Source organism: Serratia sp. Sp408 (assembly GCF_057180665.1).
The window spans coordinates 500,816-525,882 of the sequence record NZ_JBXUFT010000001.1; the positions used below are offsets into that span (position 1 = coordinate 500,816).

At 60.0% G+C, this 25,067-nt stretch carries 26 protein-coding genes; 16 read left to right on the forward strand and 10 right to left on the reverse strand.

The genetic code is table 11. The features are described from left to right. Nucleotides 1–27: 27 nt before the first annotated feature. The 6 genes from AC2AXP_RS02480 to urtE all read left to right on the forward strand — a co-directional run bounded on the left by AC2AXP_RS02480 (nucleotide 28) and on the right by urtE (nucleotide 6,301). Nucleotides 28–717 carry a GntR family transcriptional regulator gene (locus tag AC2AXP_RS02480; RefSeq protein ID WP_004965556.1) on the forward strand — a complete coding sequence of 230 codons (690 nt, stop codon included), beginning with the start codon at nucleotides 28–30 and terminating at the stop codon, nucleotides 715–717. 39 nt (nucleotides 718–756) lie between these two features. After that, nucleotides 757–2,025, forward strand: coding sequence for an urea ABC transporter substrate-binding protein (urtA, locus tag AC2AXP_RS02485; RefSeq protein WP_004965553.1), 1,269 nt, complete (start codon nucleotides 757–759; stop codon nucleotides 2,023–2,025). Between the two features lie 93 nt (nucleotides 2,026–2,118). Next, nucleotides 2,119–3,699 (forward strand): urea ABC transporter permease subunit UrtB, encoded by a 1,581-nt coding sequence (gene urtB, locus AC2AXP_RS02490; protein ID WP_198772829.1) that lies wholly within the window; start codon nucleotides 2,119–2,121, stop codon nucleotides 3,697–3,699. Beyond that, complete coding sequence (gene urtC / locus AC2AXP_RS02495) at nucleotides 3,699–4,772, forward strand: urea ABC transporter permease subunit UrtC (protein ID WP_004965547.1); 1,074 nt, start codon at nucleotides 3,699–3,701, stop codon at nucleotides 4,770–4,772. Before urtB ends, urtC begins: the two co-directional genes overlap by 1 nt. A gap of 8 nt (nucleotides 4,773–4,780) precedes the next feature. Continuing rightward, complete coding sequence (urtD, locus tag AC2AXP_RS02500) at nucleotides 4,781–5,578, forward strand: urea ABC transporter ATP-binding protein UrtD (protein WP_371901655.1); 798 nt, start codon at nucleotides 4,781–4,783, stop codon at nucleotides 5,576–5,578. A 24-nt stretch (nucleotides 5,579–5,602) separates the two neighbouring features. Beyond that, entirely contained in the window at nucleotides 5,603–6,301 is a 699-nt protein-coding gene (gene urtE, locus AC2AXP_RS02505; protein ID WP_004965542.1) for an urea ABC transporter ATP-binding subunit UrtE, read from the forward strand. Between the two features lie 20 nt (nucleotides 6,302–6,321). On the opposite strand, the gene AC2AXP_RS02510 is transcribed toward urtE, so the two are convergent. Next, nucleotides 6,322–6,885 carry a DUF4865 family protein gene (locus tag AC2AXP_RS02510; protein WP_004965540.1) on the reverse strand — a complete coding sequence of 188 codons (564 nt, stop codon included), beginning with the start codon at nucleotides 6,883–6,885 and terminating at the stop codon, nucleotides 6,322–6,324. Between the two features lie 105 nt (nucleotides 6,886–6,990). Here AC2AXP_RS02510 and AC2AXP_RS02515 point away from each other — a divergent pair, with 105 nt between their 5' ends. Then, entirely contained in the window at nucleotides 6,991–7,860 is an 870-nt protein-coding gene (locus AC2AXP_RS02515; RefSeq protein ID WP_198772828.1) for a LysR substrate-binding domain-containing protein, read from the forward strand. Here the strand turns inward: AC2AXP_RS02515 and sseA are convergent. Next, complete coding sequence (gene sseA, locus AC2AXP_RS02520) at nucleotides 7,857–8,702, reverse strand: 3-mercaptopyruvate sulfurtransferase (RefSeq protein WP_004965537.1); 846 nt, start codon at nucleotides 8,700–8,702, stop codon at nucleotides 7,857–7,859. The genes AC2AXP_RS02515 and sseA overlap by 4 nt on opposite strands. 147 nt (nucleotides 8,703–8,849) lie before the next feature. On the opposite strand from sseA, the gene AC2AXP_RS02525 reads away from it, so the two are divergent. Further along, nucleotides 8,850–9,269 (forward strand): NUDIX hydrolase, encoded by a 420-nt coding sequence (locus AC2AXP_RS02525; RefSeq protein ID WP_004965535.1) that lies wholly within the window; start codon nucleotides 8,850–8,852, stop codon nucleotides 9,267–9,269. Here AC2AXP_RS02525 and AC2AXP_RS02530 read toward each other — a convergent pair. Continuing rightward, nucleotides 9,251–9,766 carry a 2-thiouracil desulfurase family protein gene (locus tag AC2AXP_RS02530; protein WP_449145076.1) on the reverse strand — a complete coding sequence of 172 codons (516 nt, stop codon included), beginning with the start codon at nucleotides 9,764–9,766 and terminating at the stop codon, nucleotides 9,251–9,253. The two genes, AC2AXP_RS02525 and AC2AXP_RS02530, sit on opposite strands and share 19 nt — an antisense overlap. 376 nt (nucleotides 9,767–10,142) lie before the next feature. Between AC2AXP_RS02530 and AC2AXP_RS02535 the strand changes: the two genes are divergently transcribed. Next, on the forward strand, nucleotides 10,143–11,273 hold the full coding sequence (locus tag AC2AXP_RS02535; protein ID WP_004965532.1) for a Gfo/Idh/MocA family protein: 1,131 nt from the start codon (nucleotides 10,143–10,145) through the stop codon (nucleotides 11,271–11,273). Between the two features lie 194 nt (nucleotides 11,274–11,467). On the opposite strand, the gene AC2AXP_RS02540 is transcribed toward AC2AXP_RS02535, so the two are convergent. Genes AC2AXP_RS02540 through AC2AXP_RS02550 form a run of 3 tightly spaced genes read right to left on the reverse strand, consistent with a single transcriptional unit; the run spans nucleotide 11,468 to nucleotide 14,603 of the window. Next, nucleotides 11,468–13,339, reverse strand: coding sequence for an amidohydrolase (locus AC2AXP_RS02540; protein WP_004965531.1), 1,872 nt, complete (start codon nucleotides 13,337–13,339; stop codon nucleotides 11,468–11,470). 20 nt (nucleotides 13,340–13,359) lie between these two features. Next, nucleotides 13,360–13,905, reverse strand: a complete 546-nt coding sequence (locus AC2AXP_RS02545; RefSeq protein WP_004965529.1) for an antibiotic biosynthesis monooxygenase — start codon at nucleotides 13,903–13,905, stop codon at nucleotides 13,360–13,362. A gap of 53 nt (nucleotides 13,906–13,958) precedes the next feature. Continuing rightward, nucleotides 13,959–14,603 (reverse strand): hydrolase, encoded by a 645-nt coding sequence (locus AC2AXP_RS02550; protein ID WP_004965527.1) that lies wholly within the window; start codon nucleotides 14,601–14,603, stop codon nucleotides 13,959–13,961. Between the two features lie 141 nt (nucleotides 14,604–14,744). Between AC2AXP_RS02550 and AC2AXP_RS02555 the strand changes: the two genes are divergently transcribed. After that, on the forward strand, nucleotides 14,745–15,650 hold the full coding sequence (locus AC2AXP_RS02555; protein ID WP_004965525.1) for a LysR family transcriptional regulator: 906 nt from the start codon (nucleotides 14,745–14,747) through the stop codon (nucleotides 15,648–15,650). A gap of 79 nt (nucleotides 15,651–15,729) precedes the next feature. Here the strand turns inward: AC2AXP_RS02555 and AC2AXP_RS02560 are convergent, their stop codons facing one another. Together AC2AXP_RS02560 and AC2AXP_RS02565 are read right to left on the reverse strand one after the other, a co-directional pair. Then, nucleotides 15,730–17,211 carry an MFS transporter gene (locus tag AC2AXP_RS02560; RefSeq protein WP_273867064.1) on the reverse strand — a complete coding sequence of 494 codons (1,482 nt, stop codon included), beginning with the start codon at nucleotides 17,209–17,211 and terminating at the stop codon, nucleotides 15,730–15,732. 144 nt (nucleotides 17,212–17,355) lie between these two features. Then, a complete protein-coding gene (locus AC2AXP_RS02565) occupies nucleotides 17,356–18,396 on the reverse strand; it encodes an NAD(P)-dependent alcohol dehydrogenase (RefSeq protein WP_198772824.1) in 1,041 nt (346 codons plus the stop codon). 149 nt (nucleotides 18,397–18,545) lie between these two features. Here AC2AXP_RS02565 and AC2AXP_RS02570 point away from each other — a divergent pair, with 149 nt between their 5' ends. From AC2AXP_RS02570 to AC2AXP_RS02595, 6 genes are read left to right on the forward strand one after another with little or no spacing between them, the layout of a single operon-like run. Beyond that, entirely contained in the window at nucleotides 18,546–19,598 is a 1,053-nt protein-coding gene (locus tag AC2AXP_RS02570) for a fatty acid desaturase (protein ID WP_484381402.1), read from the forward strand. Between the two features lie 16 nt (nucleotides 19,599–19,614). After that, nucleotides 19,615–20,547, forward strand: a complete 933-nt coding sequence (gene osmF, locus AC2AXP_RS02575; RefSeq protein WP_198772822.1) for a glycine betaine ABC transporter substrate-binding protein OsmF — start codon at nucleotides 19,615–19,617, stop codon at nucleotides 20,545–20,547. A gap of 39 nt (nucleotides 20,548–20,586) precedes the next feature. Further along, nucleotides 20,587–21,777 carry an ABC transporter permease gene (locus AC2AXP_RS02580; protein ID WP_050763136.1) on the forward strand — a complete coding sequence of 397 codons (1,191 nt, stop codon included), beginning with the start codon at nucleotides 20,587–20,589 and terminating at the stop codon, nucleotides 21,775–21,777. After that, the gene (locus tag AC2AXP_RS02585) at nucleotides 21,774–22,709 is read left to right on the forward strand and encodes an ABC transporter ATP-binding protein (protein ID WP_004965510.1); all 936 of its coding nucleotides are present in this window, start codon (nucleotides 21,774–21,776) and stop codon (nucleotides 22,707–22,709) included. Before AC2AXP_RS02580 ends, AC2AXP_RS02585 begins: the two co-directional genes overlap by 4 nt. Beyond that, nucleotides 22,706–23,503 carry an ABC transporter permease gene (locus tag AC2AXP_RS02590; RefSeq protein ID WP_430298959.1) on the forward strand — a complete coding sequence of 266 codons (798 nt, stop codon included), beginning with the start codon at nucleotides 22,706–22,708 and terminating at the stop codon, nucleotides 23,501–23,503. Before AC2AXP_RS02585 ends, AC2AXP_RS02590 begins: the two co-directional genes overlap by 4 nt. A 10-nt stretch (nucleotides 23,504–23,513) precedes the next feature. Further along, complete coding sequence (locus AC2AXP_RS02595; protein ID WP_371901454.1) at nucleotides 23,514–24,293, forward strand: phosphate/phosphite/phosphonate ABC transporter substrate-binding protein; 780 nt, start codon at nucleotides 23,514–23,516, stop codon at nucleotides 24,291–24,293. A gap of 13 nt (nucleotides 24,294–24,306) precedes the next feature. On the opposite strand, the gene AC2AXP_RS02600 is transcribed toward AC2AXP_RS02595, so the two are convergent. Next, a complete protein-coding gene (locus tag AC2AXP_RS02600) occupies nucleotides 24,307–24,480 on the reverse strand; it encodes a hypothetical protein (RefSeq protein ID WP_004965504.1) in 174 nt (57 codons plus the stop codon). Nucleotides 24,481–24,615: 135 nt separating this feature from the next. Continuing rightward, a complete protein-coding gene (locus AC2AXP_RS02605) occupies nucleotides 24,616–25,023 on the reverse strand; it encodes a winged helix-turn-helix transcriptional regulator (RefSeq protein WP_004965503.1) in 408 nt (135 codons plus the stop codon). Nucleotides 25,024–25,067 lie beyond the last annotated feature (44 nt).

The following is a 25,067-nucleotide window of genomic DNA, read 5'->3' on the forward strand; positions in this document are numbered from 1 at the left end:
AATACCCACGGGACAGAGAGGAAGCGTATGCAAATCGCCAATCACCACAACAAGACACGGCCGGAGGGGCTGGCGGAGCGCATCTATTTGCAGCTCAAGGACGACATCTTTGAGTTTCGGCTGCTGCCGGGCGACCGCTTCAGCGAAAGCGACGTCGCCGCACGTATGGACGTCAGCCGTACGCCGGTACGCCAGGCGCTGTTCTGGCTGGAACGGGAGGGCTATGTCGACGTGCATTTTCGCAGCGGCTGGCAGGTGCGCCCGTTCGATTTTGCCTATTTCGAGGAGCTGTACGACCTGCGCATCGTGCTGGAGCGGGAAGCGGTGAAGCGCCTGTGTGCCCGGTCAGTGGGGGAAACGCCGCCGACGCTGACGGAACTGGCGGCGTTCTGGCTGCATGACCCGCGGCTGGAAGAGGGCAAAACCGTGGCGCTGCACGATGAGCAATTTCACCTGACGCTGGTCGCTGCCGCCGGTAACGGGGAAATGGCGCGCATTCATCGTGACGTCACCGAGAAGATTCGCATCATTCGTCGGCTGGACTTTACCCAGGGGCCGCGTATCGAGGCGACCTATAACGAACACGCCGCGATTTTGCAGGCGATTTTGCAACACCGCACTGAGGAGGCACAAACGCTGCTCGCTAATCACATTGCCGTCAGCAAGGCCGAAGTACGAAAAATAACCCTGCATATGCTGCATCAGGCGCGGCGTTGACAGGGCAGGCATTCATCTCATTTCACCAGGAGTCGCACTATGCAACGTCGTCATTTTATCAAGGCTTTCGCTCTGTCCGCCAGCGTGATCGGCATGGGTATCGCCTGGAGCGTACAGGCCGCCGACACCATCAAGGTCGGTATCCTGCACTCGCTGTCCGGCACCATGGCCATTTCTGAAACGCCATTGAAAGACGTGGCGTTGATGACCATTGCGGATATCAACGCCAAGGGGGGCGTATTGGGCAAAAAGCTTGAACCAGTGGTGGTCGATCCGGCCTCCAACTGGCCGCTGTTCGCCGAAAAGGCGCGCCAGTTACTGACGCAGGATAAAGCGGCGGTGGTGTTTGGCTGCTGGACCTCGGTGTCGCGCAAATCGGTGCTGCCGGTGTTTGAAGAGCTGAACGGCCTGCTGTTCTACCCGGTGCAGTATGAAGGCGAAGAAATGTCACCCAACGTGTTTTATACCGGCGCGGCGCCAAACCAGCAGGCGATCCCGGCGGTGGAGTACCTGATGAGCGAAGACGGCGGCAGCGCCAGGCGCTTCTTCCTGCTGGGTACCGACTATGTCTACCCGCGCACCACTAACAAGATCCTGCGCGCCTTCCTGCATTCGAAGGGGGTACAGGATAAAGATATCGAGGAAGTGTATACGCCATTCGGCTATAGCGATTACCAAACCATCGTCGCCAACATCAAGAAGTTCTCCGCCGGTGGCAAAACTGCGGTGATCTCCACCATCAACGGCGATTCCAACGTGCCGTTCTATAAAGAACTGGCCAATCAGGGACTGAAAGCCACCGAGGTACCGGTGATCGCCTTCTCGGTCGGCGAGGAGGAGCTGCGTGGCATCGACGCCAAGCCGCTGGTGGGCAATCTGGCCGCGTGGAACTACTTCCAGTCGGTGGATAACCCGGTCAACCGCAAGTTCGTCGCCGAATGGCGCGCCTATGCCAAAGCGCATAACCTGCCAAATTACGCCAGTGCCGTAACCAACGATCCGATGGAAGCGACCTACGTCGGCATCCATATGTGGGCGCAGGCGGTGGAAAAAGCCGGCACCACCGACGTGGATAAAGTGCGCGCCGCGATGGCCGGGCAAAGCTTTGCCGCGCCGTCGGGCTTTACCCTGACCATGGACAGCACCAATCACCATCTGCACAAACCGGTAATGATCGGTGAAATCGAAGACAACGGGCAGTTCAACGTGGTGTGGCAGACCGACCAGCCGGTGCGTGCGCAACCGTGGAGCCCGTTTATTGCCGGCAACGACAAAAAGCCAGACAGCCCGGTGAAGGGCGGTAAGTAATGCCATTGGTCGGCAGTGGCGCGGCGTGCCGCGCCGTTTGCCGACCAGGCAAAGCCAAGGCCGGGTACGCCCGGCGCAACGGAGAGACAGCCAATGCCATTATTGAGCTTATCCAGACTGCGGCTGTGGTTATGGCTGCTGTGTTGCCTGCCGCTCTGGGCACAGGCCGGACCGGCCAGTGATTTTGCCGCCGCCAGCCGCGCTCAGCAGGCGCGATTGCTGCAGGCGTGGGCCGCCGAGCCGGACGCTGCGCGGCTGCCATTGTTACAGGCGCTGAAGCAGGAAAAGGTGGTGATTGACGGCGCCGGGCAGGCGTTCGTCCAGCAGGGCGATAAACTGCTGCCGCTGGAGGGGGATGCCGCAGCGCAGGGGACGGTGAAAAAAGTGTGGCTGAATAACCGGCTGCGCATCCTGATCGCCAATGCCCTGTCGGCGCACCGCCTGGTCAGTGACGATGCACAACTGCGATTGCAGGCGGCCACCGCGCTGCAACGCGAGGCACAAAGCGACCAGTTGCCGTTGCTAAGCCGACGGCTGGCGGTGGAGCAGAACGCGGAGGTTCACCTGGCGTTGAGCGTGGCGCTGGCCAACCTGCAACTGGCTGCCGACAGCCCGCAGGTGCGGCTGAACGCGGTGAAGTTGCTGGGCAGTTCGAGCGATGCGCAAACCCTGGCGCGTCTGCAAACGCTGACACAGGCGGCCAACGAGCCGGATGCCGCGGTGCGGGCCGCCGCGCAGCAGAGTCTGGACAGCATCAAGCACCGACTGATGATCGGCGATCTGATCGGTCAGGCGTTTGCCGGGCTGTCGCTGGGATCGATCCTGCTTTTGGCGGCGCTCGGACTGGCGATCACCTACGGTTTACTCGGGGTAATCAACATGGCTCACGGCGAGATGCTGATGCTCGGCGCCTATGCCGCCTATCTGGTTCAGGGGCTGTTTCAGCAGTTCGCACCGCAGTGGCTGGCGCTGTATCCGCTGGTGGCGCTGCCAGTGGCGTTTGCCGTGACCGCGGCGATTGGCATGGCGCTCGAGCGCACGGTGATTCGCCACTTGTATGGCCGGCCGCTGGAAACGTTGCTGGCGACCTGGGGCATCAGCCTGATGTTGATCCAACTGGTGCGGATGCTGTTTGGCACACAGAACGTGGAGGTGGCCAACCCCGCCTGGCTGTCCGGCGGGATCGCACTGTTGCCCAACCTGGTGCTGCCGTGGAACCGCATCGCGGTAATGGTGTTTGTGGCGCTGGTGCTGGTGTTTACCTGGCTGTTGCTGAATAAAACCCGGCTCGGCATGAACGTGCGTGCGGTAACGCAAAACCGCGCCATGGCCGCGTGCTGCGGCGTGCCGACCGGGCGTGTTGACATGCTGGCGTTCGGTCTCGGTTCCGGCATCGCCGGGTTGGGCGGCGTGGCGCTGTCGCAGCTCGGTAACGTTGGGCCGGAACTGGGGCAGGGATATATCATCGATTCATTTCTGGTGGTGGTGCTGGGGGGCGTTGGGCAATTGGCCGGCACGGTGGTGGCCGCGCTGGGACTCGGTATTGTCAACAAAATCCTCGAGCCGCAACTGGGCGCCGTATTGGGCAAAATCCTGATCCTGGCGCTGATCGTTCTGTTTATTCAAAAGCGTCCTCAAGGGCTGTTTGCCTTTAAGGGCAGGGTGATTGACTGATGAGCCAACCATTGACCGTGACCGGACTGCAAAAAGCGCCGCGCGTCGCCTGGAGCCTCGGCGGACTGCTGTTGCTGGCGCTGATGAGCATGCCGTTTCTGGCGCTACTGCCGGCGGAACACCCGCTGGCGATCTCCACCTATACGCTGACGCTGGTGGGCAAAATCCTGTGCTATGCGGTGGTGGCCGTCGCGCTGGATCTGGTGTGGGGCTATGCCGGACTGCTGTCGCTTGGCCATGGGCTGTTCTTTGCGCTCGGTGGCTATGCCATGGGCATGTACCTGATGCGCCAGGCGGCCGGCGACGGCCTGCCGGCGTTTATGTCCTTCCTGTCGTGGAGCGAACTGCCGTGGTTCTGGAGCGGTACGCAATACTTTGCCTGGGCGCTGTGCCTGATCGTACTGGTGCCGGGGGGGCTGGCCTGGCTGTTTGGTTACTTTGCCTTCCGCTCCAAAATCAAGGGCGTCTATTTCTCTATCATGACCCAGGCGCTGACCTATGCCGGCATGCTGTTGTTCTTTCGTAATGAAACCGGCTTTGGCGGCAACAACGGTTTTACCGGTTTCACCACGTTGCTCGGCTTCTCCATCACCGCTACCGGCACGCGCGTGGCGCTGTTTTTGGCCACGGTACTGCTGCTGGTCGCCAGTCTGGCGTTAGGCTTTGCGCTGGCGCGCAGCAAATTCGGCCGCGTGCTGACGGCGGTACGCGACGCAGAAAATCGCCTGATGTTCTGCGGCTATGATCCAAAGGGATTCAAACTGTTCGTCTGGACGCTGTCGGCGGTGCTGTGTGGGCTGGCCGGCGCGCTGTATGTCCCACAGGTCGGTATCATCAACCCGAGCGAAATGTCGCCGACCAATTCGATCGAGGCGGCGATCTGGGTGGCGTTCGGCGGGCGTGGCACGTTGGTGGGGCCGCTGCTCGGCGCGGGTATCGTCAACGGCGCTAAAAGCTGGTTCACCATGGCGATACCGGAATATTGGCAGTTATTCCTCGGGCTGATGTTTATCCTGGTGACGCTGTTTCTACCGCGCGGCGTGATGGGTTTGCTGCGCAGGAGGAAGTCCTGATGAGTTCGATGCAGATTAGCGAGCCACTGTTTACCCACCCACTGCCGGCCGACAAACGTCGCACGCAGACCGATCCGATCCTGCTGCTGGACAAGATCAACGTCAGCTTCGACGGATTTCACGCGCTGCGCGATCTGTCGTTGCAGATCGGCGTCGGCGAGTTGCGCTGTGTGATCGGGCCTAACGGCGCCGGTAAAACCACCTTGATGGACGTGATCACCGGCAAAACGCGGCCGGACAGCGGGCGGGTGTTTTACGATCAAACGCGCGATCTGACGACGATGGATCCGATCCGCATCGCGCAGAGCGGCATTGGCCGCAAGTTTCAAAAGCCGACGGTATTCGAAGCGCTGACGGTGTTTGAAAACCTGGCGATCGCGCAGAAAAACCCGAAATCGGTGTGGGCCTGCCTGCGTGCCAAACTGAACGGCGAACAGCGCGATCGCATTGACCAGATGCTGAAAACCCTCAGGCTGAGCCATGAACGACACCGCCCGGCGGGGCTGCTGTCGCACGGGCAAAAACAGTTTCTGGAAATCGGCATGCTGTTGGTGCAGGAGCCGCACCTGCTACTGCTTGATGAACCGGCTGCCGGTATGACCGATGCCGAAACCGAATATACCGCTGAACTGTTCAAATCGCTGGCCGGCAGCCATTCGCTGATGGTGGTGGAGCATGACATGGGGTTTGTCGAAAGCATTGCCGACCACGTGACGGTACTGCATCAGGGGCAGGTTCTGGCAGAGGGATCCCTGGCGCAGGTACAGGCTGACGAGCAGGTGATCGAGGTCTATCTGGGGCGCTGAGCCAATCAAAGAGGGAACATAGCCATGTTGCACGTTAGCGAACTGAATCAGTTTTACGGCGGCAGTCATATTTTGCGCGGGCTGTCTTTTGAGGTGCCGATCGGTGAAGTCACCTGCCTGCTGGGGCGTAACGGCGTGGGAAAAACGACCCTGTTGAAGTGCCTGATGGGGCTGGTGCCGGCGAAGAGCGGCGACATTGTCTGGCAGGGCAAGACCATCAATAGCCGTAAACCGCACCAGCGGGTACAGGCCGGCATCGCCTATGTGCCGCAGGGGCGCGAGATATTCCCGCGCCTGACGGTAGAGGAAAACCTGCTGATGGGGTTGGCGCGCTTTTCCGGCGGCGCGGCGAAACGGGTACCGACGCAGATCTACCAGCTGTTCCCGGTGTTGGAACAGATGAAGCAGCGGCGTGGCGGCGATCTGTCCGGTGGGCAACAACAGCAGTTGGCGATTGGCCGCGCACTGGCCTGTCGGCCACGGCTGCTGATCCTTGATGAGCCGACCGAAGGTATCCAGCCTTCGGTGATCAAAGAGATCGGCACGGTGATCACACAGTTGGCGGCGCAGGGAGACATGGCCATTTTACTGGTGGAACAATTCTATGATTTCGCCGCCGAACTGGCGGATCGCTATCTGGTGATGTCGCGCGGCCAGATTGTACAGCGCGGTAGCGGCGGCGAGATGGAGCGGGACGGCGTACGGGGACTGGTGGCGATTTGATCGCCAGCCCCCGGTGGAGGCTAGAGAGGATTGGCTACTGCGGAGCTGTCAAAAGGGGCGCTGACGTGACCGACGGCATACCACTGGGCCGCACCGCTCAACCGTGCCGGCGCCGTTCGCCACAGCCGCATGCGCAGCAACTGCCAGGCGGCGGGGTCGAACGCGCTGATGCTGGCCACGGCCTGAGGATCGGCGCGTTGCCGGCTGCGCAAGCGTGACAGGTCGCTGAAGGGAGCGATTGGCCGGCGTTCAATGCTGGCAAAGCGCGCGTGCGTCAACTGCGCGCGATCGATGTGCGCCAGCCAGGGCAGCCAATGGTCGACCTGCGGCCAGCCGAACGACTGGGTCAAGCCGACAAAACCCTGGCCGAGCAAAAACGCGCTCATGCCCTGACTGCTGTTCCACAGATAAAACGGCGCATAGCGGTTTTCCGCGCCGTGCTCCCCCTTTAGCGCATAAAGATAGGCTTTGATCATCAGCTGTGGACAGTTGTCGAGCAGCGGGCCGGCGGTAGCGATGCGTTGGCGGATAATCTCCATCGGATAGTCGGCCGGCAGGGTAAAGCGGTATTGCATGGCAAGCATGATGATTCTCCTGAAAGTCGTTGACAGCTCCAGCCTGACACGCGATGTTTGTGATTAAAATCGACATTATTTTGACTAATAGTCCATAAAATCAGGATAGTCAGCATGGGGCGTATCACCTTTGATCTCGACGACTTGCGCAGCTTCGTCACCGGCATTGAGTTGGGCAGCTTTGCCAGGGCGGCGCAACGCCTGGGGCGTTCGACTTCCGCCGTCAGCGCGCATCTGAAAAAACTGGAGCAGCAGGTGGGGGCGCCGATTTTGCGCAAATCCGGGCGTGGCATGGTGATGACCGAAGCGGGAGAAATGCTGCTCGGCTATGCCCGTCGGCTGCTGGAGTTGAACGATGAAGCCGCCTGCGCGGTGCGCGGCTGGGATCTGCACGGCACGGTACGGCTCGGGTTACAGGAGGATTTTGGCGAAACCTTCTTGCCGCAGGTGCTTGGCAGTTTTGCCCGGGCGCATCCACGGGTGCGCATTGAAGCGCGCATTGCCCGCAACGCCGAATTGCTTGATTGGGTGATCAACGGGCAGCTTGATTTGTCGCTGGCCTGGGATAGCGGCGTCAGTACCCCCTTTCAGCAGGCGCTGGGGCAACGCATGATGCGTTGGATAGCGCCGCCGGAGTTTGCCGTGGCGCCATGGCAAGCCAGTGGGCAGCCGTTGCCGCTGGTGGTGTTTGATGCACCCTGCCTGATGCGCAGCGCGGCGACGCAGGCGTTGGATCGTGCTGGCATCCCCTGGCGTATTGCCTTCACCAGCCGCAGTTTGAATGGCATATGGGCAGCCGTCAGCGCTGGCTTGGGAGTCACGGTGCGTACCGAGGCCGGCATGCCGGCAGGCGTGACGCCGTTGCCTGCCGGGCAGTTGCCGGCGCTCAGCCCGTTGGGCGTGGTGCTGCATCGCGCCGAGGATCAGCCAGATGCCGCGGTGCAGCGTCTGGCGCAGATCGTGGTTGAACGGCTGGCGCTTTAGCGGGTGGCTATCGGCTGGTTGCCGTCCAGCGCTCCCCACTCGGTCCAGGAGCCGTCGTACAGCCGTACCTGCGGCGCTTGCAGTGAAAGCAGCGCAAACGCCAGCACCGCAGCGGTAACCCCGGAGCCACAGCTGGTGATAATCGGGCCGTTGAGATCGACCCCCTTATCGCTAAACAGTTGTCTCATCGCCTCCAACGACTTGAAACGGCCATTTTCCAGCAGCTCCGGATAGGGAATATTGATGCTGCCGGGAATGTGGCCACGGTGCAGGCCCGGGCGTGGTTCCGGCGCGTCGCCATAAAAACGCGGCGCGGCGCGGGCGTCGAGTATTTGCGTCGAGCCGCCCAGCGCCTGTTCAACCTGACGCAGATTTACCCGCGCATCGGCGTTGAAGCGGGCGTTGAACTGGGTCGGCGCGCGAGCGCCATCACCGGTTGCCAACGCGTTGCCGCGCGCTTGCCAGCCGTCCAGCCCCTCGTCCAGCACATAAACCTGTTTCGCGCCGAAGCTGCGAAAGGTCCACCAGCCGCGCGGTGCGGAAAACTGATTGCCCTGGTCGTAAAACACAATGGTGCTGTTTTCGCTGATGCCCAATTGACCGGCGGCGGCGGCAAAGGTCTCGGCATCAGGCAGCATATGCGGCAGGGTAGTGGCGGTGTCGGCGACCGCGTCGATGTCGAAATACACTGCGCCCGGGATGTGGCCGGCGGCAAATTCTGCCCGCATGTCTTTTTTCGGCACCAGCCCGACTGGCGACATGCGCACGTCGACCACCCGCAGATCGCTGTCGTTAAGGTGTTGTTCAAGCCATTGAGGAGTCACTAAAAAAGGAGAGTTCATCGATCCTGTTCGCCTGTAGAAAAACCGTTTTTTACTATACCCTAAATTATTCGGCTTGCATCAGGGCTGTATGGCTTGAAATGCCATCGAGGTTTATTTCTAGCGGCTGACTATCATCGACGGCGCGGGGCGTCAGGGGGAGCAGGCATGCAAGCGCAGAGTTTCGGTGGGGCAAAAATTGCCTTGCTGCATCAGGATCGGCTACTGGTTTATTTACGCGATGAGCGCTCAGACATCCCCTGGCCTGGCCTGTGGGATCTTCCCGGTGGTGGACGCGAAGGCAACGAAACGCCGTTGCAGTGCGTACAGCGAGAAACGCTGGAAGAGTTCGGGCTGCTGTTACCGCCACAGCAAGTGCTGTGGCAGCGCCGTTATCACGGCATTCAAGCCGGCTCTCCCGCCACCTGGTTTATGGTCGGCACCATCACGGCACAGCAAATTGCCGCAGTGCAATTTGGTGAGGAAGGTCAATACTGGCAGATGATGGCGGTTGAGCAATTCGTGCACCATCCGCAAGGGATCCCCCACCTGCGCCAGCGGCTGTCGAGTTATCTTGCCGGGCGCTGAGCCCGTTCATGCTGTTCGACGCGCCGGATCAGCGCCGCTATCTGACGGTGCGAGAACACCTCAATACCGTGTTGACGCAGCAATGCGCTGGTGACGCCGTTGCCGGGCTTGCTGCGCCCGGCGAAGGCGCCGTCATAAATCAACTGGCTGCCGCAGGACGGGCTGCCGTCGGTGAGCAGCGCGAAACGACAGCCTTGTCGACGGGCCGTTTCCAGCGCCAGATGTGCGCCAAGCAGATATTGCGCCGTGACGTCGTTGCCGGTGGCTTCGATCACCTGTGCCCGTTGTGCGAGCACCGCTTCGCCGTCGGCCGTCGGGCTGATTTCCGCCGGCGGGCGCGGTGTGGCAAAGCCGGCGGCCAGTTCCGGGCAACATACCACCAGACGGCCTTCCTGCTGCCAGCGAGCCAGCGTAGCATCGACCATCGGCTTGTCAGAACCGTTATAACGTACTTTAAAACCTGCCAGGCAGGCGCTGATGAGTATTTTGGCTGACATGGTTAACGTCTCTAATCGCGAGGGCGGAAGTGCAGGGCATGGCCGCTGCACGCGCGACATTATGCTAGCAAAATCGCGCAGGCAACACACCTGTCATCCCCTTCAGCACGCCAGAGATGGCCATGATGACGGCACAAAATGAAATTTCCAATTCATTATATTCAATTGCGTTTCATCTTGGATAGATGCAATACCCTGCTAAAAATCCAATTTCCTTCTGATAATCGGCGAATCATGAACGCTATCACGAATAGCAACGTTTGTTTTCCATTTAACTTGATGTTGGATTATTAATTCCATATAAATCTTTAATAAATTAAATGTTCCATTTAATGGCCGACTGGCGACAGGCTGGCCCAACGCTGAGGAAACAACGATGAAGCAGGTTCGCGTCGGATTAATTGGCACCGGTTATATCGGCCGCTGCCATGCCATTGCTTATGCACAGGCAAGCACGGTTTTTCCACTGAAAGGTGAGTTGGTGTTGGAAATGCTGGCGGAAGTCACGCCGGAACTGGCCAGCCAGCGCGCCGTGGAGTTTGGTTTTGCACGTTCTACCGGCGATTGGCGGCAGTTGGTGGCCGATCCTGCCATTGACGTGGTGGATATCTGTGCGCCCAATTTCCTGCACAAGGAAATGGCGCTGGAAGCGATTCGTCATGGCAAGCATGTCTATTCGGAAAAACCGCTGGCGCTGGATGCCGATGATGCGGCGATTATGGTGCAGGCGGCGCGCGAACGGGGCGTTAAGACGCTGGTGGGGTTCAACTATATGAAGAACCCGACCAGCCAGCTGGCGCGTGAAATTATCGCCAACGGTGAAATCGGCGAGGTGGTGCATTTTTACGGCACCCATAATGAAGACTATCTGGCCGATCCGCGCACGCCGATTGACTGGCATTGCCGCAAGGCCAGCGCCGGCCTTGGGGCATTGGGCGATTTGGCGGCTCATATCGTCAATATGGCGCATTATCTGGTGGGTGACATCGTGGCGGTCTCTGGCGACATGCAAACCCTGATCAAACAGCGGCCTGACCCGCAGCATCCGACCCGGTTGTGCGAGGTGGAAAACGAGGATCAGGCCAGCGCACTGGTTCGTTTTGCCAGTGGCGCCATGGGGACCATTGAAACTTCGCGCATTGCCTGCGGCCGCAAGATGGGACTGACCTATGTGGTTACCGGCACCAAGGGGACGCTCAGCTATACCCAGGAGCGGATGGCGGAACTGAAGATATACCGCCACGATGAACCCGCCGAACGGCAAGGGTTCAAGACGCTGCTGGTGGGGCCAAAGCACCCGGACTATGCCGCATTCTGTATCAGCGCCGGGCATGGCATCGGTTTCAACGATCAAAAAACCGTGGAAGTGCGCGATCTGGTAAACGGCATCGCCGCCGGCGATCGCCTGTGGCCGGATTTTGAAGAAGGCTGGAAAGTTTCTTGCGTGCTGGACGCTATTGCCGCGTCGGCGCAGCAGCGTCGCTGGCTGGAGGTCAATAATAAATGATTAACCTGTTAAGTTAATAGGCTGGCAAGTGGCGATGGCGGCTTGGCGAGGTGCGACGCTGCTGGCTTAATTAGTTAATTAGTTAATAAGTTATCAAGTTATTGAGTTATCGAATTGGCAAGTTAGGCGGTGAGTAAGCTGACAGGCTGCCAGAGTATGACGCTGGCAGCCCGTGCAATTAGCCGCTTCAGTGCTTAGAACGCAAAGCAGGAACAGCCAAAGGCGCCCCAGAACGCATGTTCATCGGCCACCGGGATGCTGGAGCGGCGAGCAAGGTCATGCTGGTGTGCGTGTACGCCGCACGGGCCACAGCATTGATGTGCCTGACTCAGCACGCCGGTGCCGACCGTTGCAGCAACTGGTGCGGCTCGGTAATGTCCCGGAACCTGGCTGACCGGCGACCATTCCGGCAGCACCGGTAACGGCGGCGGTGCCAACGGCGAGAAGCTGCCGGCGGCATACACCACCTTGCCGTCGACCACCGTCATCAGCGATTCAATGTCCTTGATCTGCTGTTCCGGCACGCTGAAATAGTCCTGCGACAGCACCGCCAGATCCGCCAGTTGCCCGACCTTAATTTGTCCTTTCTTGCCCTGTTCGGTTGAAAACCAGGCGCTGCCCTGAGTCCACAGCATCAACGCAGTGTCGCGATCCAGCCGTGCATCGTCGTGGTACATCGCCATGCCGCCGACGGTACGGCCGGAAACCAGCCAGTACAGCGCGGTCCACGGGTTGTAGCTGGCAACGCGGGTGGCGTCGGTACCCAGTCCGACCGGCAGTTCCGCTGCCAGCATTTTCGCCACCGGCGGGGTGTGACGGGTGGCTTCCTGGCCGTAGCGTTCGGCAAAATACTCCCCCTGGAAGGCCATGCGATGCTGTACCGCAATGCCGCCGCCCAACGCTTTGACCCGTTCGATATTGCGTTCGGAAATGGTCTCGGCATGATCAAAAATCCAGTGCAGCCCGTTAAACGGGATTTCACGGTTCACCTTTTCAAACACGTTGAGCATGCGGCTGATGGATTCGTCGTAGGTGGCATGCAGGCGGAACGGCCAGCGGTGTTCGACCAGATGGCGTACTACGCGCTCCAGCTCATCCTCGGTGCCTGCCGGCAGATCCGGACGTGGCTGCAAAAAGTCTTCGAAATCGGCGGCGGAAAACACCAGCATTTCGCCGGCACCGTTATGGCGATAAAAATCCGTGCCCTGGCCCGGCTTGAGCATATCGGTCCACTGCTGAAAATCCTCCAGCTCCTGTTTTGGTCGTTGGGTAAACAGGTTGTAGGCGATGCGGATGGTCAACTGCTGTTTTTCATGCAGTTCGGCAATCACCTGATAATCGTCGGGGTAGTTCTGGAAGCCACCGCCGGCGTCGATGGCGCTGGTCAAACCGAGGCGGTTCAGTTCGCGCATAAACTGACGGGTTGAGTTCACCTGCTGCTCCAACGGCAGTTTCGGCCCTTTTGCCAGCGTGGCATACAGGATCATGGCGTTGGGCTTTGCTATCAGCATGCCGGTCGGATTGCCGTTGCGATCGCGCTGAATTTCACCGCCCGGCGGGTTTGGCGTGTCTTTGGTATAGCCAACCACCTTCAGGGCTGCCCGGTTGAGCAGAGCGCGATCGTACAGGTGCAGGATGAATACTGGCGTATCCGGCGCGGCCTGGTTGATTTCCTCCAGCGTCGGCATGCGGCGTTCGGCAAACTGGAATTCGCTCCAGCCGCCGACCACCCGCACCCATTGCGGGCTTGGCGTGCGTAACGCCTGTTCCTTCAGCATGCGTAGGGCGTCGGCCAGCGAAGGCACGCCTTCCCAGCGCAGTTCCAGGTTGTAGTTAAGCCCACCGCGAATCAGGTGCAGGTGGGAATCGTTCAGGCCGGGAATGGCGGTATGGCCCTGCAAGTCGATGACCTGCGTTTGTGGACCGGCGTGGCGCATCACCTCGCTTTGGCTGCCGACCGCCAGGAACTTGCCGTCCTTGATGGCGACCGCCTGTGCGCTAGGGTTGTCACGATCGACGGTATGAAACTTGCCATTGGTGATAATCAATGAGGCGATATTACTCATACTTTTCTCCCGACGCCGTCTCAATGACGGGTCAGCCATTGATGAAAGACGCGCGTCACGATCGGCATCCACAGGAACACCACTAATGCCACCACGCTGGCGTCGTTGAGCAGGTGGCCGCCGAGCGTCCCTTGCAGATTCGGCAGCAGCGAGCTCCAAAACCACGGCACCAGATTGGTCGACGGGAAGATCACCAGCAGGGTGATCAGGAACTGTTTCCACTTGGCGGGCGGGCGTACCTGCGCATTGGCCGGCGTGAACCAGAATTCCGCGCCGGGGCGGATTTCAATATGATCCTGTTCCTGCAGCAGCGACGATACCTCGGCAATATATTGATTGCGCTTGGGCGAATGCAGCCAACGGTAAAGGTTGTCGATATTGTCGAAACGCACCAGGATGGTATAGGCCTGCTCAGTGCTGGATGGGCGAATCACGTTAACGCCAAGATGTCCGTCGTATTCGGCGGCGTCCGGCATGATGCGCTTGAGCCAGGCCTCATAGGCCTGTTGCTGGCCTGGCGCCAGACGATGGGTGATCACCAGGGTGACATGTTGGGGGTGTGACATAAACGCGCGCTCCTGAAGCCGTCTCCCCGGCTGGCAGGCCGGGGAGGGGCATATTATTTGAGTTCGCGCGCCGGCGCGTGGTGCACCATGGTGTAAGCATAGTCAACGCCCATGCCGTAGGCGCCGCTGTGTTCACGAACCAGCTCCATGACCGCGTCATAGGTTTCCTTGCGCGCCCAGTCGCGTTGGTACTCGAGCAGCACCTGTTGCCAGGTCACCGGGATGGCGCCAGCCTGTACCATGCGATCGATCGAACGTTCATGCGCATCCACCGAGGTGCCGCCCGAGGTATCGGTTACCACATACACCTCATAGCCGGCTTCCAGAGCCATCAATGCCGGGAAGGTCAGACAGACTTCGGTCCAGAGCGCCGAAATGACCAGTTTTTTGCGGCCGGTGGCTTCGACGGCGCGCACGAATGCCGCGTCTTCCCATGAGTTCATTGAGGTACGTTCAATGGGTTTCACCTGCGGGTGAACCGCCAATAATTCCGGCCAGATATAACCACTGAAGCTTTCGGTTTCAACTGAGGTGAACAGGGTTGGCACATTGAAGATTTTACCGGCCTTTGCCAGCGCCACCACGTTGTTTTTCAACTGCTGGCGATCGATATTGGCAACGCCAAAAGCCATTTGCGGTTGATGGTCGATAAAAATCAATGCGGAATTGGTTGGGTCAAGCAATTGAAACTTGGACATGTTTTACCTTCCTGATGGTACGTCGGTTGAACGAACTTTCAGCATTGCTGCAATGGAATGCATGGTAGGCAGGTGGTGATTTCAAAGATAGCGTAGAATTTTTGTGGTCTTGTTAAGTTTTTTTATACACAGGGGAACAGTGTGAGATTAAATCTGGATGCGTTGCTAATTCTTGATGCGCTTGACCGTTACGGTTCGTTCGCCGCGGCGGCGGCCCGGCTGTATAAAACGCCGTCGGCGCTTAGCTACATGGTGCAGAAATTGGAAAGCGATCTCGACGTGACGATTCTGGATCGCTCCGGTCACCGCGCCAAATTTACCGATACCGGTAAGCTGATGCTGGAAAAAGGCCGTTTACTGCTGCGGGCGGCGCAGGATCTGGAACAACAGGCGCGCTATGTCGAAAGCGGCTGGGAAAGTGAAATCACTCTTGGTATCGATGCTTCGTTTCCCTTTGAGCGTCTGCTGCCGCTGATCGACAGGTTTTACAGCCAGCATCACCATACGCGTTTGCGCTTTAGCCATGAAGTGTTGGCCGGCTCCTGGGAGTCGCTGATTTACGGCTGCGCCGACATTATCATCGGCGCCATCTGCGAACCGCCGTCACGCGCCGGCTTTGCCTTCAAGCCGTTGGGCAGGCTGGAATACGTGTTTGCCGTAGCGCCGCAGCACCCGTTGGCGGCGCTGCCTGAACCGTTGGCCAAAGACACGGTGCGCCAGCATCGCGCGGTGGTGGTGCGTGACACCTCACGAATCAATACGCCGCAAAACCTGCATATTCTGGATGAGCAAGACGCTTTGACGGTGTTTAATTTCGACGCCAAGCTGGCCGCACAGCTTGCCGGGCTCGGTTGCGGCTATCTGCCGCGCTATTTGGCACAACCTTATCTGGCGCGCGGCGAGCTGGTGGCGAAGAGCGTTGAAGGGGAATATTGCAGTGATGCGGCTTATTTCGGCTGGCGTGAAAGTGCCACCGGGCTGGCGGTGAAGTGGTGGCGTGAGCGCTTGCAGGCTTACGCCGACGGTGAACAGGCCTATCCAGGCTAATCATTGCCCGGCGCTGCGCGCAGCGATATCAGGTGCGCGGCGCCGGGGAACGAGGGGGGAGAATGCTCGCAGGCTACGGTCAGCCCTGCTGGAAGTCCTCGGCGTCGACGTCATAACCGGCCGGTTCCCAGCGGATCGCCAGCAGGGCCATCAAGCCGGCTAACGGTGCTAGCGCAATCACCCAGAACACGCCGGTGCCGAGCGCTGCCGACAGCACCGGAAACAGGAACAGCGACAGGGTGGAGCTGGAACGCATCAGGGTTTGGTTAAAGCCGACGCCGACGCCGCGCAATGACGTTGGATAGCTCAAGGAGGCAAACGTCATGCTATGCGATCCGGGGCCAAAACCCTGCCCGAGCAGGAACAGCGCCAGCATGGCGATGGAAAATGCCGCCTGTCCGCCATTGTCCGGCAGACCAATCAGCGCCAGCCCGAGCAGTGCCGCCAGTTGGCAGGCGTAACCGAGCACCGTCATCTTCCAGGCGCCGAAGGTTGGCACCAGCCGTACCGCCAGCAGGCCGCCGACAAAGGCGAACAGCAGGTTAAGCGCCAGCGACACCAGAATGGTGCTCAGCATGGACTGCGCCAGGAAGGTCGACAGGATCACCGGCAGTCCAAACGCCACTGCGTTATAGGCGAAGGAAGAGGCAATAGCGATGATGGTCGCCAGTATCGTCCGCCGCAAATATACGCCTTGCAGCAGGGTGCCGTAGTTGCGCCACGACGCTTGTCGCGTCTGCGACGGTCGGCCTGTTTCGGCATCATCGGCCACCACCACGTTGACGTTGTACGAGCGGCGTAAAATGGCCGCCGCGCCCGGCAAATCGCCCTGATTGGCCGCCCAGACCGGGGATTCGCTCATATAGCGGCTGCGAATGGCGATAATCAGCAGTGCCGGCACCGCGCCAAAGCCGAGAATCAGCCGCCACAGCCAGTCGGTGTGGCTTTCTGGTAGTACGGCGTAAAGCAGCAGTACCAGCAGATAGGAAACGCTGATCGCCGCGTACCAGGTAGGGCACCACATGGCAATGCGCGCAGCCTTGTTGCCACGGCCGGAAAGGCGTGAAAATTCCGCGAGAAACGCCATTGCTACCGGCAGGTCGATGCCGACCCCCAGCCCCATGACAAACCGTGCGCCGCCCAATACCCATTCGTTGGGGGCAAACGCGCAGGCCAGCGCGGCCACCACAAAGAAAAACATATCGGCCATAAACACCCGATAACGGCCGATTTTATCGGTCAGGTAACCGCCGATAAATGCGCCGATAATGGCGCCGAAGGTGATGGCCGAGGCCACCAGCCCGGTGCCGGTTGGCGACAGATTGAACTCGCGCGCCACGTCCTTGATGCCAAATGCCAGCGCACCGAGATCGTAGGCATCAAGGAACACTCCGCCCAGTGCGATGGCGACGACAATGCGCGCGTCGTTACGCTTGGCGGCGCCGCCGTTGACCAGTCGGGCGACGTCGGCGGCGCTGCGGATCGCTATCACCTCGTTGCTGCTGACCTGTGGGTTCCCGGTTGAAACAGTGGCGTCAGGCGCCACAATGGTTGTCGACATAATGATTCTACTTTTATAGGCAAAAATCCGAGCATAACGGCGCGGCTCGGCGTTCAACCAATTCTTTCTGGTTATAAGCATACAACCAGAAGATGTTGAAAAATCATCATGTTAAACACGGGTTAAGAGTGTGGTTTTTTGCATTCAGGCAAAGCGTAGCACCGCCTTGATGCTCTCACCGGACCGCGCCGCGGCCAGCGCCTGATTAATCGCCTCAAAGGGATAGAAATCAATCAAGCGATCGAAGGGAAAATGCCCGGCCTGCCACTGCGCGATCAGATAGGGAATGAAACGCTGCGGGACGGCGTCCCCCTGAATAACGCTGATAATCTGCCGATGATGAGAAAGTTTCATCGCGCCGCCGCCGGTCAGGCGCACCAGCGTGCCCCCGGGGCGTAACCGATCCAACGCCTGTTTTTCCAGCGCCGCGTTGCCAGTGGTGTCGATGACGTAATCCAACGGCGCCAACTGTTGCAACCGTTGCGCCGTCTGCAGCGTTTGGGTTGCTCCCAGTTCGCTTGCCAGCTGCAGGCGTCGCGCCTGGCTATCGAGCGCGACGATCGACGTCGCTCGCCGCAGTCTGGCCGCCATCACCGCCGCCAGACCAACGGTGCCGACGCCCAGCACCAGCAGGCGCTCGCCGCGCTGCAGGTTAAGTGAGTTGAGTACCGTACCGGCGCCGGTTTGCAGCCCGCAGCCGAGCGGCGCCAGCGTCGCCAGCGGCAGGGTATTGGCAACGCGTACCACATTGCGTTCGCTGACCAGCGCATGGCTGGCAAAAGAGGACTGACCAAAAAAATGGCCGTGCAGCGGGGCAAGATAGCCGCTGCTGCCGTCGAGCCGCTGAAAGTCGAAGTTCAACTGCCAAAAATTGTCGCAGTGCGCAGGGCGTTGCTGCCGGCAGGAGGCGCAGCGACCACAGGACTGATAGGAAAGCAGCACCGCATCGCCGGGCTGCACGGCGCGTACCGCGCTGCCGGTTTGCTCGACGATGCCAGCCCCCTCGTGGCCGAGTATCGAACCGGCGGCGGCGCTGGCGCACATATCGAGGTCGGTGTGGCAGATACCACAGGCCACCAGGCGCACCCGCAGCTCATCGACCCGGGGCGGCCGCAGGCGCAGCGGCCGCATCACCAACGGGGTGCCGGCGGCATCAACCACCGCGGCACGGCGTTTTGCGCTCATGGGATCTCCTCGTCGTTGGCGGCGTATCTCTTCAGTATAGTTTTCGAACAACGGGCAGGTTTTCACTAAGCTTTGCCATTTTGCTTATTTTGCGCGCCGATCCGGCTCGCGGATACTGTGGCAAATTATCGCCAGCGAGCCGCTAACCGATGTCAACGCCACCACGTCAGAGCCACTACCTTCACCCCGCGCAGCGGGCCTGGATCCAGCAACTGAAGCGACAGTGGCTATGGCGGCTGGAACTGCCGACCTGGTGGGTGATGGCGCTGGTGTATGGTGGCTGGTTCGGCGTGGTGCTGTGTTGGCAAACCCTCGGCCCCTGGCTGGGGACACCGTTGCTGATTTTGCTCACCACCGGCTATATGTCGTTGCAGCATGAACTGATCCATGGTCACCCGACGCGTTGGCCACGACTCAATCAGCTGTTTGGCCTGGCGCCGTTGGCGGTGTGGTATCCCTATGGTTTGTATCGCGATACGCATTTGCAGCACCACCGCAATTCTCACCTGACCGATCCGCGGCACGATCCGGAAAGCTACTACTTTACGGCCGCGCAATGGCAACGCTTGCCCGCTGCCGTCGTCTGGTTGGTAACAATTCGTAACACCTTGCCCGGGCGAATTTTTCTTGGCCCGCTATGGGATATTGGCAGCACGGCGTTTGGCGCGCTGAAAAGCGTAGCGGCTGGCGATGGTCGTGCGCTGATGATGTGGTTGATCCACGGTGCGCTGCTGACATGCCTGCTGGGCTGGCTGCAGCGGCAGGGTGTATCGCCGCTGTTTTATCTTCTGGCGGTCAGTTATCCGGCGTTAGCCATCACCAAAATTCGTTCGTTTTATGAACATCGTGCAGAGAGAGCCGTGCTGGCCCGTTCGGTTATCAACGAGGCCGGCTGGCCGTGGCGGCTGCTGTTCCTCAATTTGAACTATCATTTAGTGCATCATGACTTACCCGGTTTGCCGTGGTACGGACTGAGAAAAGTCTATCAGGCAGAACGCGTTGCCTACCGACAACGTAGCCAGGGATTCGTGGTGCAAGGCTATGGCAGGTGGTTGGCTGACCATGCCGTTGCGCCGGTCAGCGTCGCCGTGCACCCGTTTTTAGCCGGGGAGTCGACGGAACATCAGGGGGTCGTCGCACCATCGGCGGCGATCGTGGCTCGCGGGAAGCGGGCCGTAGCGGATTTTTGCATCGAAAAATAATCAAGGGGAAGCAACAATGGCATTTATCTCTTCACGCGGCCGTTTTCTGGCGTTGGCGCTGGGCATCGTCACGTTGGCCACTGGCACGGCACAGGCTGCCGACTCGGTGCGCGTAGGGTCAAAAATCGACACCGAAGGCTCGCTGCTGGGCAATATCATTGTTCAGGTACTGGAAGCCAACGGCATCAAAACCACCAATAAATTACAGCTTGGTACCACCAAAGTGCTGCGCGGGGCGATCGTCGCCGGTGAGATTGACATCTATCCGGAATATACCGGTAACGGGGCGTTTTTCTTTGCCGATGAGAAAGATCCGGCGTGGAAGGACGCCAAGGCCGGTTTTGACAAGGTCAAAACGCTCGATTACGACAAAAACAAGCTGGTGTGGCTGGACGCCGCACCGGCCAATAATACCTGGACCATCGCAGTGCGTCAGGACGTCGCCAATGCCAACCACTTGAAAACTCTGGCCGATCTTGGCAAATGGATCAACGGCGGCGGCAAGTTCAAACTGGCAGCCTCGGCGGAATTTATTGAACGGCCGGATGCGTTGCCGGCTTTCCAAAACGCCTACGGCTTCACGCTGAACCAGGATCAGTTGCTGTCATTGGCCGGCGGTGATACCGCGGTGACCATCAAGGCGGCGGCGGAGCAAACCTCTGGCGTCAATGCGGCGATGGCCTACGGTACCGACGGTCCGGTGGCGGCGCTTGGTCTGCAGACGCTGGAAGATCCGCAGGGTGTCCAGCCGATTTATGCGCCGGCGCCGGTGATCCGCGAGGCGACGCTTAAACAGCATGCCAATATTGCCCAGTTGCTCAAGCCGGTGTTCGCCACCCTGGATGGCCCGACGCTGCAGCAACTGAACGCGCAGATAGCGGTAGAAGGGCAGGATGCGAAACAGGTTGCGGCAAGCTATCTGAAACAAAAAGGGTTGATCAAGGGATAATACATCGTCGGGGCGAAGCACGGTCTTCGTCCCGGCGACATGGGCACACCATGGAGCCGGAGAGTTTGTTTGACTAGCGTCCTGAAAAACCGCGTCTTACTGACGCTGTTTATCCTGTTGATACTGGCAGCGTTCAGCCTGCCATTTCTGAGTTATGCCCCCAATCGCCTGTTGTCGGGCAAAAGCATCGGCTTGCTCTCGCTGTTACACGGCGCTGCGCTGTGGCTATTGCTCCCGCTGGGCGCACTGGCGCTGCTCAGCCTGCTGCCGCCGCTGCGGCGCTTTGCGCTGCTGACGGCGATCTGCGCATCGGCGCTGCTGGGCCTGATTTTCTGGCTCAGCGGTCATGGCGCGCAGCAGCTGGCGCTGGAGGGTTCCCGGTTGGCGCGCACCTCCTGGGGCAGCGGCTGCTGGCTGATGCTGGCGCTGAGTCTGTTGATGGCGGCAGACGCCATCGCGCGCATCACCCCCTCGCACCTGTGGCGCATTGTCGGCAATACGCTGGTGCTGTTGCCGGCGGTGGCGTTGCTGTTCAGCCATCAGTTGGACGGGCTATCGCTGCTGAAGGAGTACCGCAACCGGCAAGAGGTGTTCGACGCCGCGCTGTTGCAGCACCTGACCATCTTGCTGCTTACCGTGCTGCCGACGCTGGCGATTGGCACACCGCTCGGGGTGCTGTGCTACCGTTCGCAACGCTGGCAGACGCCGATTTTCTCGACCTTGAACATCATCCAGACGGTGCCGTCGATCGCCCTGTTCGGGCTGTTGATCGCACCGCTGGCCGGGCTGGCGGCGGCGTTTCCCTGGCTGGCACAGCATGGTATCAACGGCATTGGCCTGGCGCCGGCGATCGTGGCGTTGGTGATGTACGCGCTGCTGCCGCTGGTGCGCAGCGTGGTGGCGGGGTTGCAAAGCGTGCCGGCCAACGTGATTGAATCCGCGCTTGGCATGGGCATGACGCGCGGACAGATTTTCCTGCGTATCCAGTTGCCGCTGGCATTGCCGCTGTTTTTGACCGGTGTGCGCATTCTGGCGGTGCAAACCGTCGGCATGGCGGTGGTGGCGGCACTGATCGGCGCCGGTGGTTTCGGCGCCATCGTTTTCCAGGGATTGCTCAGCAGCGCGCTCGATCTGGTGCTGCTCGGCGTGATCCCGGTGATCGCGATGGCCGTGATGGTCGACTCGCTGTTTAAATTCATTATTTCAGCTTTGGAAGTGAAGCGCCGATGATTGACTTTGACCAGGTAAGCAAAATATTTCAGGGCAAAGCGGCGGTGGATACGCTGTCGCTGAACATTGCCGAAGGGGATTTCACCGTACTGATCGGCACCTCCGGATCCGGCAAGTCAACGACCTTGAAAATGATCAACCGCTTGATCGAGCATGACCAAGGCAAGATTTATTTCGCCGGTGAAGAGATCCACAAGTTCAAACCACAGGATCTGCGGCGACGCATGGGCTACGCCATCCAGTCGATAGGCCTGTTCCCGCACTGGACGGTGGAGGAGAACATTGCCACGGTGCCGCAGTTGCTGAAGTGGCCGCGTGCGCGCATTCGCGACCGGGTAACCGAGCTGATGGAATTGCTGCATCTGGATGCCGAGCTGTTCCGACGGCGCTATCCGCATCAGCTGTCCGGCGGGCAGCAGCAGCGCGTCGGCGTGGCACGCGCGCTGGCGGCAGATCCCGAGGTATTGCTGATGGACGAGCCGTTCGGCGCGCTCGATCCGGTGACCCGCGCGGCACTGCAAACCGAGGTGGCGCGTATTCACCAGCTGTCCGGGCGAACCATCGTATTGGTGACGCACGATATCGACGAGGCGCTGGCGCTGGCCGATCGTATCGTGCTGATGGACGCCGGTCGGGTGGTGCAGCAGGGCACGCCGCTGGAAATGCTGACCGCGCCGGCGAACGACTTTGTGCGCGATTTCTTTGGCCGCAGCGATCGCGGCATCAAACTGCTGGCGCTGGGCAGCGTCGGTGAACGGGTACGGCCGGGGCAGGCGCAAGGAGAGCCGATTGCGGCCGAGATGAACCTGCGTGAAGCGCTGTCGGTGTTTGTGGCGCGCGGCAGTGATTGCCTGCCGGTGGTCAATGCGCGCGGCGAAGCGCTTGGCGTGCTGCATTTTGCCGATCTGATTGCGCAGCGGGCGCTGTCATGAGCCGCGTCGGCGCGCCGCAGGGCGCTGGCGGGCGACGCGGATGGCGCGATCCGTTGCCGTGGCTGATCGCGCTGCTGCTGGCGCTGGTGTTCGGCATGAACCATCTGCAGGGGCTGTTTGCCGTCTGGTTCCCCGATCTGCAACGGCCGGTCTACCAGCAGGACAGCTTTATTTCGCTGCTGCTGGCGCACCTGCTGCTGGTAGCGGTTTCCAGCCTGATCGCGGTGCTGATCGGCGTGACGGCCGGCGTGGCGGTAACCCGGTCGGCCGGCAAAGAGTTTCGTTCGCTGGTGGAAACGGTGGTGGCGGTTGGCCAGACCTTTCCACCGGTGGCGGTGTTGGCGATCGCGGTACCGGTAATGGGATTCAGCGAACAGCCGGCAATTATCGCGCTGGTGCTGTATGGCCTGTTGCCGATCCTGCAGGGTACGCTGGCGGGCATTGATTCGCTACCCGCCGCCACGCGCGAGGTAGCGCAAGGCGTTGGCATGAGTCCACGGCAGATTCTGTGGCGCGTCGAGTTGCCGCTGGCCGCCCCGGTGATCGTGGCCGGTATTCGCACGTCGGTAATCATCAATATCGGCACCGCGGCGATCGCCTCTACGGTCGGTACCAAATCGCTGGGATCGCCGATTATTATCGGCCTGAGCGGTTTTAATACCGCCTATGTGATTCAGGGCGCGCTGGTGGTGGCTTTACTGGCTATCATTATCGATAGGATCTTTGAGCGTTGGGTGAATCATCTCACCGCCTGGCGTCAGCAGACGCTGACCACATCGTCTACCGTAGGATGAGGGAATTATCATGCAGGTCTCTTTGCCCATGTATGGCGTCACTCGGCAACAGGTTGAACCGTTCTGGCGCGCGCTGCGTGACAAATTGCTGCGGCTTGGCCTGGTGGAGGTGCCGGAAACCTTGAACTGGCCGCAGGATCTGGCGCAACACTGGCAGCGGCCGGACCTGCTGCTCAGCCAAACCTGTGGTTATCCGCTGGTGGCCTATCTGCCGCAGGTGCAGCTGGTGGGTACCTATCACTTTCGGGTAGAAGGGTGCAACGGCCCGAACTACAGCAGTTGGCTGGTGGTACGGGACAACGATCCCGGCCAGCGGCTGGTGGATTTTCGCGGCCGGGTAGCCGCCTACAACAGCACCGACTCGCAATCCGGCTACAACAGTCTGCGCGCCCTGATTGCGCCGCTGGCGGACAACGGCCGTTTCTTCAGCAAGGCGATCGCCTCCGGCGCGCATTATCAGTCATTGCAGCTGATTCAGCGCGGCAAGGCGGATATTGCCGCCATCGACAGCGTCAGTCTGGAATTGTTGAAACGCGCGCAGCCGCAGGCGTTGACCGGGCTGAAGATCATCGGGCGTACCGCGTCGGTACCCGGTCTGCCGTTAATCACTGCGGCGGGCACCCCGGCGGCACAGCTGGAAATATTGCGCGCTGCGGCCAATGAAATGGTCAACCATCCGGCCAGCGATAGCCTGTTGATCGGTGATTTTAGCCTGGTGACGCGTGCGGAGTATCAGGTGATTGCACAATTGGAGCAGCAGGCCGCCGAGGCTGGCGTAACGGCGCTATAGCGCCGCCTGAGGATCAGTGCGTGTCGACCACTGGCGCAGGGGTTACGCTCGGGGCAGCGCTTTCGCTGGTGGTTTCTTGCTGTGGCGTGGTGGAGCGGGTATAGATGTTCAGCCCGGCCAGGAATACGCCGCCAAGGGAACCAAAGGCGCACAGGGCGATGATGATGACAAACGCTTTTTTCAGCATGGAATTATTTTCGCAGGTTGCTTAGAACAGCGGCAATTATAATCCTTGTGCGTGCTTTGTGAAGTCCCTTGCCAAGCGCTGATTTTTATTGCAATAAATTCAAAAGCCTACCGAGAGCGTTGTTGCGACTAAGCGCTAATTCTGCGGGCCAAACGCCTCTCGTGCCTGACGAAATGCTTCGCTATGACCCACAATCCATTCCCACAGCGGCAACATATTAAGCAGCATGCCTTCGCCCAATGACGTCAATTGATAATCCACCCGCGGATGCGGCGTTTTCTGTTGATGGTCGTGGCGGGAGATCAAACCGTCGCGCTCCAACTGGCGCAGGGTTCTGGTCAACATGCGCTGGGTCACGCCGGGCAAGGCGCGCGCCAGTTGCGCATGACGCAGCGTGCCTTGGGTGCCCAGTGCGTAAATCACTCCCAGCGACCAGCGGTTGCCGGCATGGGTCAATACTTCGCGTTTCAGACTGTCGTCCTGTTCACTGAGCGCATCACAAATGCGTGAAAATTGGGCTGCCTGCGCCGCACTGAGTTTCATAAATTCCCCGGTATCATCGGTGTACCTGATTGCAACTGCTGCGC

Excerpts from the sequence above, each read along its gene's own strand:
- AC2AXP_RS02535 (WP_004965532.1), top strand. The coding sequence starts at position 10,143 with ATGAAGCAGGTTCGCGTCGGATTAATTGGCACCGGTTATATCGGCCGC.
- AC2AXP_RS02525 (WP_004965535.1), top strand. The coding sequence starts at position 8,850 with ATGCAAGCGCAGAGTTTCGGTGGGGCAAAAATTGCCTTGCTGCATCAG.
- AC2AXP_RS02595 (WP_371901454.1), top strand. The coding sequence starts at position 23,514 with ATGCAGGTCTCTTTGCCCATGTATGGCGTCACTCGGCAACAGGTTGAA.
- AC2AXP_RS02545 (WP_004965529.1), bottom strand. The coding sequence starts at position 13,905 with ATGTCACACCCCCAACATGTCACCCTGGTGATCACCCATCGTCTGGCG.
- urtA (WP_004965553.1), top strand. The coding sequence starts at position 757 with ATGCAACGTCGTCATTTTATCAAGGCTTTCGCTCTGTCCGCCAGCGTG.
- AC2AXP_RS02550 (WP_004965527.1), bottom strand. The coding sequence starts at position 14,603 with ATGTCCAAGTTTCAATTGCTTGACCCAACCAATTCCGCATTGATTTTT.
- sseA (WP_004965537.1), bottom strand. The coding sequence starts at position 8,702 with ATGAACTCTCCTTTTTTAGTGACTCCTCAATGGCTTGAACAACACCTT.
- AC2AXP_RS02580 (WP_050763136.1), top strand. The coding sequence starts at position 20,587 with ATGGGCACACCATGGAGCCGGAGAGTTTGTTTGACTAGCGTCCTGAAA.
- AC2AXP_RS02605 (WP_004965503.1), bottom strand. The coding sequence starts at position 25,023 with ATGAAACTCAGTGCGGCGCAGGCAGCCCAATTTTCACGCATTTGTGAT.
- AC2AXP_RS02540 (WP_004965531.1), bottom strand. The coding sequence starts at position 13,339 with ATGAGTAATATCGCCTCATTGATTATCACCAATGGCAAGTTTCATACC.
- AC2AXP_RS02585 (WP_004965510.1), top strand. The coding sequence starts at position 21,774 with ATGATTGACTTTGACCAGGTAAGCAAAATATTTCAGGGCAAAGCGGCG.
- urtE (WP_004965542.1), top strand. The coding sequence starts at position 5,603 with ATGTTGCACGTTAGCGAACTGAATCAGTTTTACGGCGGCAGTCATATT.
- AC2AXP_RS02510 (WP_004965540.1), bottom strand. The coding sequence starts at position 6,885 with ATGCTTGCCATGCAATACCGCTTTACCCTGCCGGCCGACTATCCGATG.
- AC2AXP_RS02570 (WP_484381402.1), top strand. The coding sequence starts at position 18,546 with ATGTCAACGCCACCACGTCAGAGCCACTACCTTCACCCCGCGCAGCGG.
- AC2AXP_RS02560 (WP_273867064.1), bottom strand. The coding sequence starts at position 17,211 with ATGTCGACAACCATTGTGGCGCCTGACGCCACTGTTTCAACCGGGAAC.
- urtC (WP_004965547.1), top strand. The coding sequence starts at position 3,699 with ATGAGCCAACCATTGACCGTGACCGGACTGCAAAAAGCGCCGCGCGTC.
- AC2AXP_RS02480 (WP_004965556.1), top strand. The coding sequence starts at position 28 with ATGCAAATCGCCAATCACCACAACAAGACACGGCCGGAGGGGCTGGCG.
- osmF (WP_198772822.1), top strand. The coding sequence starts at position 19,615 with ATGGCATTTATCTCTTCACGCGGCCGTTTTCTGGCGTTGGCGCTGGGC.
- AC2AXP_RS02590 (WP_430298959.1), top strand. The coding sequence starts at position 22,706 with ATGAGCCGCGTCGGCGCGCCGCAGGGCGCTGGCGGGCGACGCGGATGG.
- AC2AXP_RS02600 (WP_004965504.1), bottom strand. The coding sequence starts at position 24,480 with ATGCTGAAAAAAGCGTTTGTCATCATCATCGCCCTGTGCGCCTTTGGT.
- AC2AXP_RS02530 (WP_449145076.1), bottom strand. The coding sequence starts at position 9,766 with ATGTCAGCCAAAATACTCATCAGCGCCTGCCTGGCAGGTTTTAAAGTA.
- urtD (WP_371901655.1), top strand. The coding sequence starts at position 4,781 with ATGCAGATTAGCGAGCCACTGTTTACCCACCCACTGCCGGCCGACAAA.
- urtB (WP_198772829.1), top strand. The coding sequence starts at position 2,119 with ATGCCATTATTGAGCTTATCCAGACTGCGGCTGTGGTTATGGCTGCTG.
- AC2AXP_RS02515 (WP_198772828.1), top strand. The coding sequence starts at position 6,991 with ATGGGGCGTATCACCTTTGATCTCGACGACTTGCGCAGCTTCGTCACC.
- AC2AXP_RS02565 (WP_198772824.1), bottom strand. The coding sequence starts at position 18,396 with ATGAGCGCAAAACGCCGTGCCGCGGTGGTTGATGCCGCCGGCACCCCG.